This is a genomic window from Arcobacter acticola (genome assembly GCF_013177675.1).
Taxonomy (GTDB): Bacteria; Campylobacterota; Campylobacteria; order Campylobacterales; family Arcobacteraceae; genus Aliarcobacter; species Aliarcobacter acticola.
This window is the reverse complement of the sequence record NZ_CP042652.1, coordinates 602,979-614,466: the sequence shown is the minus strand read 5'-3', so window position 1 is coordinate 614,466 and position 11,488 is coordinate 602,979. Positions and strand designations below refer to the sequence as shown.

Here is an 11,488-nt window from a genome sequence, read left to right as displayed (position 1 = left end):
ATCCTTTAGATATAAGTTTTGCTTTTATTAAAGCATACATATTAGCTAAAAAATGATAAAAAATTGCTTTTCGATTTTTTGTTTAATCTATCTTATTTCTATTTCTAAAAGCTATCAACATTTTATAGATTAAATAAAAGATTATAAATTTCAATAAAAGTTGACTTATCATATAAAAACCAAATCCACCTAATGTAACTTCAAAAATATTAAGATTATGTAATAATAAATTAAAAGACATATCTCTAGTTGATAGTAAGTAAATACAAATTGATACATAAAGGGTAAATGTTAAGAATTTCTGTTTTTGCATAAAAATAAAATTATATATGCTATACCAAATAAATAAAACTATTAAAATAGCAATTAATAACTCTTTAAATACTCCATTTGGTATATATTCAATATAGCCTTTTGCAACATCTAAAAATTCATATTCAATAAATGATGAAAAAAACTCTAATACTAAAATCCAATTTAAAGCTAGTAGCCAATTTTTACCATTTTCTGAAGTAATTAAATCAAATTTATATTTTATTTCTTTTAATGAAATATTATTCTTGCTTACTATATTTTCTTGCATATTTTTTCCTATTTTAAAATAGAATTTCTTTTATTTATTAATTTGAATTATATCAAATAAATTTAGGAAAATATATTATTTTTTACTTGTATTTTGTCTTATTAAAATAATAAGTTAATAGATAAGGTATGTGATTGTGATTTTCTCCATAAATCTCTTTTATTGATTATTTTAAATAATATTATACATTTCTTATTCTTTAAGGATTCTACTTTTCTTTTTAGTAAAAAAAAGTTGACAAAAGAAAAGCGTTCACAGAGTTTCAAAATGCTCACCTCTTTTTTCTTAATTTTTCAAAGTTGTTGGAAATTTAAAAGTATGGAAGCATCACAAAAAACAAATCTCAAAATCAAATTAAAAATAATAGACATAAAAAAAGGAAAGAGCAAAAAGCCCTCTCCTTTTATAAAAACATAATGTTATTAAACTACAAAAAATAAATCAAACAGTACCTTGTTCATACATAGCTCTAATTTTTTCTTTTTCCCTTTGTCTTTTTAATTTCTCAGCATCCTTAGCTCTAAAATCATCAACAGAGAACTTTAATTGAACTAAGAATGTAGCAGCTACGAAAATTGATGAATAAGTACCTATAATAATACCTACAAGTAAAGTAAATGAGAATCCATTTAGAATCTCTCCACCAAAGAAATATAATGTCGCAACAACAAACACAGTTGTTAACGAAGTTAAAGTTGTTCTTGATAGTGTTTTACTAACAGATTCATTTATCATTTCAGCTAATTCATTAGCTTTAGAAGTTTGAATTCCTTCTCTAATTCTATCAAATACGATAATTGTATCATTTAAAGAATATCCAAGTAAGGTTAAAATTGCTGCTAAAATATCAAGATTTACTTCAATACTAAATAATGAAATTGCACCCATGGCAATAGTAATATCGTGAATTAATGCAAATACTGAAGCAAGAGCAAATCTCCATTCAAATCTAAATGAAAGATAAATCAAAATTACTATTAAAGATAAAGATAAGGCCATAATACCTTTTTCTCTAAGTTCTCCACCAACCTTAGCCCCAACCATATCAACTCTTCTAATTTCAAAGTTACCAGTTGATGCTAAAATTTTATGCATCTCATCACCAATATCATTTACTAAATCAGAGCTAGAACCTGTAATTCTAATAACAACTTCTTCATCACTCCCAAATTTTGTAATAGATGAATTTGCATATTTTGTTTGCTTTAATGTATCTCTAATTTGATTAATAGGTGCTACTTGTTCATATTTAACTTGAATAATAGTTCCACCAGCAAAGTCAATACCAAAAGTTAAACCTTTTGTAAAAAGTAAAACAATTGAAGCAATAACTAAAATAGAAGAAAAACCTAAAAAAGCTAATCTTTTTCCCATAAAATCATAAATTTTATCTGTTTTAAAAATTTCCATTACTTAACTCCAAACCATTTTTTACTATCTTTATCTTTTGCTATTTTTCCAAGTAAGGCCTCATAAATACCATGAGTTCCTAAAATTGCTGTTAACATTGAAGCTAAAATACCAATAGAAATAGTAATCGCAAAACCTTTAATAGGTCCTGTTCCATAAGCATATAATATAACTGCAACTAAAAGCGTAGTAACATTTGCATCTAAAATTGCTCTCATTGCATTTGCATAACCATCTTCAATTGCTTTTGGTATTGATAATCCATCTCTTATTAACTCTCTTATTCTTTCTGTGATAATAACATTCGCATCAACTGCCATACCAATTGTAAGAACAATTCCTGCCATACCAGGAAGAGTTAAGGTAGCTCCAAACATTGCCATTACAGCTATGATTATGAAAATATTTGTAACAAGTGCAATACATGCAATTACCCCTGCACGCTTATAATAAATAATCATAAAAATAAATACAATTAAAAAACCTGAAATTAGTGCAACTAAAGAAGCTTTTATAGAATCAGCTCCAAGTGATGGTCCAACACTTCTTTTTTCAAGTAAAGTAACAGTTGCAGGTAATGCTCCACTTCGTAGTGCAATAGCAACATTTCCAGCTTCAGCAACAGTGAATCCACCTGAAATCTGTCCACTTCCTCCACCAATTCGCTCTCTAATATTTGGTGCAGAATAAACTTTACCATCTAAAACAACAGCTAATCTTTTACCAACACTTTTACCTGTAAACTCACCAAAAATTCTAGCACCTGTTGAATTTAAAGTAAAATTAATAATTGCTTGATTAGATTGGTCAAATGCAACTTGTGCATCTATTACTTGAGAACCATTTAAAATAGGTATCTCTTTTACAAGATATTTAATATTTGGATTATTTGTATCTTCTAAAATAACATTTCCATAAGCAGCAGCTTGAGATGATGTCATAGTGTTAACTTGGTCATTTCTTTCTTCATCAACTGCCATTAATTCTAAGTTTGCAGGTTTTGAGATTAACTCACGTGCTGCTTTTTCATCTTCAGCAGTTTTAATACCTGGAAGCTCAACAACAATATCAGTTTCTCCTTGTCTTACAACAGTTGGTTCAGATAAACCAAATTGATCAAGTCTATTTCTGATAGTTTCAACAGCTTGTGCAACTGATAAATCTTTTGTTTTAGCAATATCTTCTGAAGTTAATTTTAAAGTATATCTTAGCTCATCTCTTGAAATATCAAGTCCAGTAATTTGCTTAAGCATTTCATCCATTTTTGGGATTTCATCTGCATCTAATACTGTAAAAGTAACACTATCTGCATTTATGGATAAAGCATCAATTAAAAGCTCTTCATCATCTGAAAAATATTTTACTGATGTTGCAATAGTTTTAATTTTAGAAGTTACAGCTTCGTGTGTATTAACACCTAAAAGCATATGTAATCCACCTTGTAAATCAAGGCCTAATGAGATTTTTTTTCCTGTATCTGTTTGCAATAAAGATGGTATTGAAAGTACAACACCAAAAATAATACTTAATATAAATATTATAAGTCTATAATTAAAGATTTTCAATTCTTTTCCTTGAGTTAGGGTTTTATTTGAAGTGATTTAAGATATGTAAAATTACATATCTTAAAAATTTGAAGAATTTTAGTCTTCTAAAAGTTTTGCTACAAACTCTCTTACAAGCTTCATTTCAGTGCCATCACTGTTTTTTACAACAAAATATGCATCTTCCACTTTTGTAACTTCTACCATTAAGCCACCATTTGTTACAATCTTATCACCTTTTTTCAAATTAGAAACCATTTCCTTATGAGCTTTCGCTTGTTTTTGTTGTGGTCTAATAATCAAAAAGTAAAAAATCGCAAATAATGCAACTAGAGGTAACAATGAGCTTATTAAATCTGTACTCGAACCTTCCATCAAATTTCCTTTTAAAAAGTAGTTTATTATGTTTTTACTAAAACGCGATTATTCTAACAAAAACTTCATAATAAAAGGCTTCATCACTGCAATTTTATTAGCTTCTTTTATGTACTTAAGCTATTTCGAAGTAGAATATAAAATTTTAAATACAATTTTAGGTCTATTTGCCATATATTTATTATTAGTAATTCCTAAAAAAGCACTTTTTGTAGCTGGATTTTTATCTGGTGTTTTATGGTGCAATTGGATGGCTGTAAGTATGCAATATTATGATTTAACATATTTAGCTCCTGTTTTTATTGCAGGAATCAGTCTTGTATATGCCATAATTTTTTATTTATTTGCATTTTATGATAGATTAGTTTTTAGAATTTTAACTATCTTTGCATTTACTTATTTTGCACCTTTTGGTTTTAATTGGATGAAATTTGAATTAATATTTGTTGATTCATATATTGATATTTCAAAAGTTGCTTTTTTTCTTGTGCTATTTTCATTTTATTTAATTATAAAATTAAAAAGATTTAAAGTTTTAGGGGTAATACCTATTTTATTTGCTTTAAATTTAGGGAAAGGTGTTTATATTCAGAATCCTGAAGCTAGTATTTTTATGCCTCAAATGAATATAAAACAAGAGTTAAAATGGGAAAAAGATTATCAAAGAGTTTTACACGAAAACAATTTTGAAGAAATAGCAAAAGCAATTGAATTAAAAAAAGATTTAGTTGTTTTACCTGAAACTACATTTACTACAGTTTTAAATAGAAATGCTGAAATATCAGAACGTCTAAAAGAATTATCATATGATATTGACATAATTGCAGGGGCATTATATGTGGAAGATAAACAAATTTATAATGCATCATATCACTTTAGCAAAGGTGAAATCAAAGTTGCTAAAAAAGTGGTATTAGTTCCTTTTGGTGAAGAAATTCCACTTCCTCAGTTTTTTGTTGATTTAATAAATAAAGTTTTTTATGATGGTGCCCAAGATTATTCAAAAGCATCAGAACCCACTGATTTTATAATCAAAGGTGAAAAAATAAGAAATGCTATTTGTTATGAAGCAACAACTGATAAGATTTTTGAGAACTTAGGTGATACAAAATATATGATAGCTATTTCCAATAACGCATGGTTTACACCATCAATTGAGCCAACATTACAACATCTTTTACTAAAGTTTTATTCAAGAACATACAATGTAACTATTTTTCATGTGGTAAATGGAAGTCCAAATAGAATATATAGACCCTAATATATATTCTAAACTCTAAAGTTTTTTAGAGTTTAGAGTATTTAGAAATAATAAGATACTCCTAGTTTAACTTTTTCATCATTTTGTTTATATAAATCATCATTTAAATATTTAATTGTTAAAGAAGCATTTTGATCTAATTTATAAGTCCCAAAGGCTTCAAATTGGTTATTTTCAAGACTTTTATTGTATCTATCATACGAATAATTTAATCCAAGTTTTATATCATCAAATCTATTTGTAACAAAACCAATACTTGAACCAATTGAATATAATTGATCTGAATTTTTATAATATACATTTGAACCTAACATCAAATAAATGAAATCTTTTTCATTTCCATATGTAAGTCCTGCTTCTGGCTTTATTTTTAAATAATCACTTTGATCTTTAAAGTGTTCATATGCTAAATCAATTCCCCATGAAGTTGGTTGAAAAAACATATCTCTAGGCGCCAAAGATTTTATTTTTAGTAAGGTAAATCTATCTAATTTAATATTTTCATCTTTCTCTTTTTTTATATTAATATCAAAAAAGTCAATATATGCCCCTTGTAAATATCCATCACTTATGTCATAAATATCATGATAAACAGGCTTTGCTGATAATTCAAAGCTATCATCTGAATTATAATAAAAAGATACTCTTGCTGAATCATGGGAATCTAAGGGATTTTTAGGAGCTTTGATATCATAATTTGAGCTTTGATTATAAGTACTTCTTTGTTTTAAAAGCTCTAAATATTTACTTAAATACTCTTTTTTATCATATTCATTGTTTGCTCTTTGATACTGTAAATAAGAGATTTTAAAATCCAAATAAGAGATTTTATCATCTATACTTAAATCCTCATTTAAAGGCTCATTATCATTTACAAAAGAGTCTAAATACTCTTTATTTTCAATCTTTTCTTCTAAAATATGTTTCATTTTTTTCATTGATGAGTATCTAAATTTTGAATCTTTTATTAAATTATAAGGCTTCAAAATTTTAATAGAATCTAAAGGAACAGTTTTCAAAGAAAAATGGCTAACTAGATCCAAGTCACTTCTTGCAATTTCAAGTAACCATAAAATATTATATGAACAATTTTCCTTAAAGAAGAAATAATCAGAGTACACATCTTTTAGTTCATAGGCATGTAAAACCAATCTATCTATTTCATCTTGTTTTAAATCTAAATCATATTCCCAAATATCTCTTTGTTCAAGATTATTGTATTCTTTGATTTTTTCATAATAAGGTAAAATTGAGTATCTTCCCTCATACTCTCCAAATAAACCTTTATAGGCAAAAATAAATCCATTAGTATCAGTTGTTTTTGCCGCATAATTTATTGCATTTGATATTAAAGGAGTTTCTTCATCTGATGAAACTCGTAAAAAAGTATGGCCATACATTGAAGCAGGTGAATTTATATGAGCAGTTGGAAAAACCATAGTTACTTGCTTTGCATCAATAGCTCCTAAATATTCATTTAATTTAGGACAAGAGTAAGGAACAATATTTTTTTTCAGTTGAGGAATATTTTGCTTTAACCATTTTACTCTTAATGGAAATCTACATAAAACATCATTTTGTCCACTTTCTAAAGAGTTTATAGTTTCAAATAATTCTTTCTTTAAATCTGTTTTACCATCTTTTGAGATAAAAAAATTATTTGAATCTATTTCACTTGAACCATTTCTATAGTGTAATAATTTTGACCAATAAGCATTTTCATAAAGTTTATTTTGTTCTATTAAAGAGTTTATTTCAGAGGAAGAAAAGCAAGAAGTAGAAAATAGAAAAGTAAGTAATAAATACTTACTTTTTCTATTAGAAATATTACATATATTTAGCAATTGAATCAATAACTGTAGCTGAAGTTACATTTTCACTTGTATAAATGTTTGAGAAGTTTGCTTGTAATTTTGCAGAGAACTCAGGAGTATTTTCAACATTCATTAATTTTGCAACTGTTGATAAAGTTTCACCTTTTCCAGCTGAAATATCTAATGCTAGTTCATCCATATTTTCACCAACAAATTGATTTAATTTGTCATTTGCAACAAAATTAGATGGTTTATTACAATTTGATGTTCCACTTGTGATTCCAAAAGTTTGGCTTCCTGATGTACCATTTGTAGTTGCAGCTAATACTTGTAACATAACTGTACTTTGATCTTTAATTACAAGAGAACCTAAACCACAACCTGTATTATCATTTGCATACATTGATGTTGTTAAACCAATTGCTGCGATTAAACTAATTATTTTTTTCATATTTATCTCCTCTAAATTTTGATTCATTCTAGTATCTTTTTTTTAAATAATTACTTAAAAAATAATTATTCTAGTACTTTTTTAGAATTTCTTTTATAATATTTTCTTTTCCTAAATGTTCATCTAATTGTAAATCAAAAGCAAAATCTAGTATTTCTTTAAATTTTTGCGATGGATTAAATCCTAAAGCAATTAAGTCACGTCCTTGAACTAAAGCCTTAATAGGTTCATTATGAATTTCAAGCTCTTTTGCTTTTTCTAAAAGCCAAATTGTAGCTGCATAACATTTATCTTTATCGGGAATATCACGACCTAAACAGTCAGCCAAACAAACTAAACATAAATCTTCAATATTTACTTTTAAAGAAAGTCTCTTTATAGCTTTTAGTGATGATTCTGCCAAATATAATTGAAAAGGCGCTAAATGACTTTTTACTAAAGAGCAAACAATATCTATAAATTTCTTTTCATTTGTAAGCTTAGATAAAAACGATATTGTAGGCTCTATTCCTAAAACTTCATGTTTGTGAGATGTGATTTTACCATTTATTTCTTGTGTACAAAAAGGCTTTCCTAAATCATGACAGAGTACTGAATAAAATAGATATAGTTTTTTGTATTCATCATCTATTTTTTCTTCTTTAATTATTCTAGCTAGTTCATCAAGACACATCATAGTATGAATCCAAACATCACCTTCAGGATGATATTCTTTATCTTGTATACATCCAATTAGTGCTTTTAACTCAGGAAAATATTTTAGAATTCCTAATTCATAAATAAGTTCAAATCCAATTGAAGGTTTAATTGATTTTAAAAAAAGTTTTTTAAATTCTTCAAAAACTCTCTCTTTTGGTAAATATTTTAACTCATCTTCTAAAACTATCTGTTTACAAAGATCTTTTGTTTTTTCTTCTAATTTAAAATTAAATCTAGAAGCAAAACCAACAGCTCTATAAACTCTCAAAGAATCTTCAATAAAAGTATTATCATCAATATGTTTTATCACTCTTGCTTTTAAATCACTTAATCCATCAAAAGGATCAAGAAACTCTTTATTAAAAAAATCATATCCTATTGCGTTTATTGTAAAATCTCTTCGCATAGCTGCTTCTTTGAAGCTTAGATTTGCATTTGTTATAATTTCAAAATCTTGGTGGCTATTTCCAACTTTTTTTTCTCTTCGTGGAAGAGCAAAATCAAAATCATAATTATCAACTCTTAAAGTTAATACACCAAATGATTTTCCTACAAGTTTAACAGAACCAAATTTTTTTAATGAGTTTTCTATAGTATCAAAGCAGTCTATTCCAAAGATTTCAACATCATAATCTTTTACAGGAATATTTAAAAAGTAATCACGAACACAACCACCCACAAGAATAGGTCTAGCTCCTAATTCTTGTAAATCATTTAAAATATATTCTAATATTTTGGGAATATTAAATTTTATTGTAGTGGTGTACATCTTGTTGTGGGAATGGAATAGAAATACCTTCCGCATCAAATCTTAATTTTATTGTTTCTGTTAAAGCAAATTTAACATCCCAATAATCAGGAGTTTTAACCCAAGCTCTAACTACAAAGTTTACAGAAGAATCAGCTAATTCTGAAACTGCAACTGTAATACCTTTGTCTAGTAAAACTTTTTCATGAGAAGATATAATATCATTTAAAACATCTTTTGTTTTTTTAATATCATCTTCATATCCAATACCAACAACTAAATCTACTCTTCTTGTGTCATTAGCATTTATATTTGTTATTGAACCACTTGTAATCGCACCATTTGGAATTATGATTTTTTGATTATCAGGAGTTGTAAATACTGAATTAAAAATTCCAACTTCACTAACACTTCCTGTAACACCTGCTGCTGTAACCACATCACCTACTTTAAAAGGTTTGAACATAATAATCATAACACCTGAAGCAAAGTTTCCTAAAGAATCTTTAAGTGCAAGACCAATAGCTAAACCAGCAGCTCCAAGTATTGCTAAAAACGATGTTGTTTCAACTCCTAATTTTCCTAAAGCCGTTAATAAAACTACAATCATTAAAGCGTAATAAACGATATTTTCTAAAAACTTAATTAAAGTTTCATCCATACCTTTTACTTTTCTTAACACTTTTCCAAGTAATGCAACGATTTTGTTTACAGCCCATTTACCAATAATAAAAATCAGTAATGCCATTACTAATGAAAATGCATAACTACCTAATATTTCTACTATATTATCAGGAATATATGATGTTATGTCCTTTGTGATATTATCAATATTTTTTTCTAATTCTTTTTCCAAAAATACTCCTTCTTATTTTATTAATTCTAATATTTTAGCAGTTATATCTTCTATTTTAATATCCGTTTTTTCTAATGTTTTTCTATCAACTAATTCAACAAATCCATCAGCTAGTTTTTTACCAATAACAACAGCATAAGGGAATCCAATAAGTTCAAAGTCTCCCATTTTAAATCCAAATCTAGCATTTATTCTATCATCTAAAATAACTTCTACACCTGCTTGTTTTAATTCATTATAAATATTTTCACCGGCTTGTGCTTCTTCTTCTTTTTTTGAATTTGAAACAATAATATCTACAGTAAAAGGAGCTGTTTCTTTTGTCCAGATACAACCCTTTTCATCATGATTTTGCTCAATTACAGCTGCTACTAATCTTGAAACTCCAATTCCATAACATCCCATTACAAAAGCTTGTGCTTTTCCATTTGAGTCTAAGAAATTTGCATTCATAGCACTTGAGTATTTAGTTCCTAATTGGAAAATATGTCCAGCTTCAATTCCTTTTGTATAAGATAATTTTCCACCACAACAAGCACAAGTATCACCCTCTTTTACAGATATTAAATCTGCAAATTTTAAGCCTTCAATTGAAGTTAAATCTACACATTTTAAGTGATAGTTTTCTTCATTTGCTCCACATACAAGATTATTATCATTTTTTAATTCACTATCTACAACAACTAAAACATCTTTTGGTAAATCTACAATTCCACAATAACCAGCATGTAAACCAGCTTTTATAATATCATCTTCATTTGCATCTTCAAGCTCTAAAGCTCCAATAGAATTACAAGCTTTTGTTTCCTCTAACTCATCAATACCTCTTACAAAGAAAACTGCAATTTTTGAACCATTTTCATAAATAGCATTTTTTATAACTGCTTTCATTGAGTAATAAGCATCAGCATTTAAAAATGAACTTACTTCTTCTATTGTTTTACAATTTGGCGTTTCAATTTTTTCAATAGCAATTGTTTCTAATTTATCTTTTGCATTTGGCTTTCTAGTAGCAGCCTCAATATTAGCTCCATAATCACATGAATCACATACTACTATTGTATCTTCTCCACTAGAAGCTAAAACGTGAAATTCTTTAGAACCACTTCCACCAATAGCACCACTATCAGCTTCAACAACTCTAAATTCTAATCCTAACCTTGTATAAACTTTTTTATAAGTTTCTTCCATAAGATTAAATTCTCTAACTAAATCTTCAGTAGATGAATGGAAAGAATAAGCATCTTTCATTAAAAACTCTCTACCTCTCATTAAACCAAATCTAGGTCTTGCTTCATCTCTAAACTTTGTATAAATTTGATATAAATTAATAGGCAAATCTTTATATGAAGTAATTCTGTTTTTAACCATATTTACAACAGCTTCTTCATTTGTAGGAGATAAAACATAATCAGAATTTTTTCTATCTTTAAATCTTAAAAGCTCATTTCCCATCGTAGTTGCACGTCCAGATTCTTCCCATAAAGAAAGTGGTGTTACAAAACCAAATTGAACTTCATTTGCTCCACTATTATCCATTTCTTCTTTTACAACAGCTCTGATTTTATCTAAAACTATTTTTCCTAAAGGCATATAATCATAAATTCCAGCACCTGTTTGAGATATAAATCCAGCTCTTAATAAAAATTGATGTGATGGTAGGGTTGCATCATTTGGAGTTTCTTTTGTTGTTGGAATAAACATTTTGCTAAATTTCATTTATTATTTTCCTATTTTTAATTTATTG

At 27.2% G+C, this 11,488-nt stretch carries 10 protein-coding genes; 1 reads left to right on the top strand and 9 read right to left on the bottom strand.

Features of this window, described 5'->3' with window-relative positions; genetic code table 11:
• Positions 1–82: 82 nt before the first annotated feature.
• The 4 genes from AACT_RS03215 to yajC form a co-directional block, all read right to left on the bottom strand.
• A complete protein-coding gene (locus tag AACT_RS03215; protein WP_172124912.1) occupies positions 83–583 on the bottom strand; it encodes a hypothetical protein in 501 nt (166 codons plus the stop codon).
• A gap of 441 nt (positions 584–1,024) precedes the next feature.
• Positions 1,025–1,993: a protein translocase subunit SecF gene (secF, locus tag AACT_RS03210; RefSeq protein WP_172124910.1), complete on the bottom strand. Its 969-nt coding sequence runs from the start codon at positions 1,991–1,993 to the stop codon at positions 1,025–1,027.
• Entirely contained in the window at positions 1,993–3,558 is a 1,566-nt protein-coding gene (gene secD / locus AACT_RS03205) for a protein translocase subunit SecD (protein WP_172124908.1), read from the bottom strand. The genes secF and secD overlap by 1 nt, the downstream gene beginning before the upstream one ends.
• 78 nt (positions 3,559–3,636) lie before the next feature.
• Positions 3,637–3,912, bottom strand: coding sequence for a preprotein translocase subunit YajC (gene yajC / locus AACT_RS03200; protein ID WP_172124906.1), 276 nt, complete (start codon positions 3,910–3,912; stop codon positions 3,637–3,639).
• A 28-nt stretch (positions 3,913–3,940) separates the two neighbouring features.
• On the opposite strand from yajC, the gene AACT_RS03195 reads away from it, so the two are divergent.
• Positions 3,941–5,173 carry an apolipoprotein N-acyltransferase gene (locus AACT_RS03195; protein WP_172124904.1) on the top strand — a complete coding sequence of 411 codons (1,233 nt, stop codon included), beginning with the start codon at positions 3,941–3,943 and terminating at the stop codon, positions 5,171–5,173.
• A 41-nt stretch (positions 5,174–5,214) separates the two neighbouring features.
• On the opposite strand, the gene AACT_RS03190 is transcribed toward AACT_RS03195, so the two are convergent.
• The 5 genes from AACT_RS03190 to AACT_RS03170 form a co-directional block, all read right to left on the bottom strand.
• On the bottom strand, positions 5,215–7,017 hold the full coding sequence (locus tag AACT_RS03190; protein WP_172124902.1) for an Lnb N-terminal periplasmic domain-containing protein: 1,803 nt from the start codon (positions 7,015–7,017) through the stop codon (positions 5,215–5,217).
• Positions 7,001–7,438: a DUF3015 family protein gene (locus AACT_RS03185; protein ID WP_172124900.1), complete on the bottom strand. Its 438-nt coding sequence runs from the start codon at positions 7,436–7,438 to the stop codon at positions 7,001–7,003. Before AACT_RS03185 ends, AACT_RS03190 begins: the two co-directional genes overlap by 17 nt.
• Before the next feature lie 70 nt (positions 7,439–7,508).
• Entirely contained in the window at positions 7,509–8,906 is a 1,398-nt protein-coding gene (locus AACT_RS03180; RefSeq protein WP_172124898.1) for a CCA tRNA nucleotidyltransferase, read from the bottom strand.
• On the bottom strand, positions 8,881–9,741 hold the full coding sequence (locus AACT_RS03175; RefSeq protein ID WP_172124896.1) for a mechanosensitive ion channel family protein: 861 nt from the start codon (positions 9,739–9,741) through the stop codon (positions 8,881–8,883). The genes AACT_RS03180 and AACT_RS03175 overlap by 26 nt, the downstream gene beginning before the upstream one ends.
• A 12-nt stretch (positions 9,742–9,753) precedes the next feature.
• Positions 9,754–11,460 (bottom strand): proline--tRNA ligase, encoded by a 1,707-nt coding sequence (locus AACT_RS03170; protein ID WP_172124894.1) that lies wholly within the window; start codon positions 11,458–11,460, stop codon positions 9,754–9,756.
• Between the last annotated feature and the right edge of the window lie 28 nt (positions 11,461–11,488).

Bases quoted from the DNA above. Each gene is read 5' to 3' on its own strand.
- AACT_RS03215 (WP_172124912.1), bottom strand. From the start codon at position 583: ATGCAAGAAAATATAGTAAGCAAGAATAATATTTCATTAAAAGAAATA.
- secF (WP_172124910.1), bottom strand. From the start codon at position 1,993: ATGGAAATTTTTAAAACAGATAAAATTTATGATTTTATGGGAAAAAGA.
- yajC (WP_172124906.1), bottom strand. From the start codon at position 3,912: ATGGAAGGTTCGAGTACAGATTTAATAAGCTCATTGTTACCTCTAGTT.
- AACT_RS03195 (WP_172124904.1), top strand. From the start codon at position 3,941: ATGTTTTTACTAAAACGCGATTATTCTAACAAAAACTTCATAATAAAA.
- AACT_RS03185 (WP_172124900.1), bottom strand. From the start codon at position 7,438: ATGAAAAAAATAATTAGTTTAATCGCAGCAATTGGTTTAACAACATCA.
- AACT_RS03180 (WP_172124898.1), bottom strand. From the start codon at position 8,906: ATGTACACCACTACAATAAAATTTAATATTCCCAAAATATTAGAATAT.
- AACT_RS03170 (WP_172124894.1), bottom strand. From the start codon at position 11,460: ATGAAATTTAGCAAAATGTTTATTCCAACAACAAAAGAAACTCCAAAT.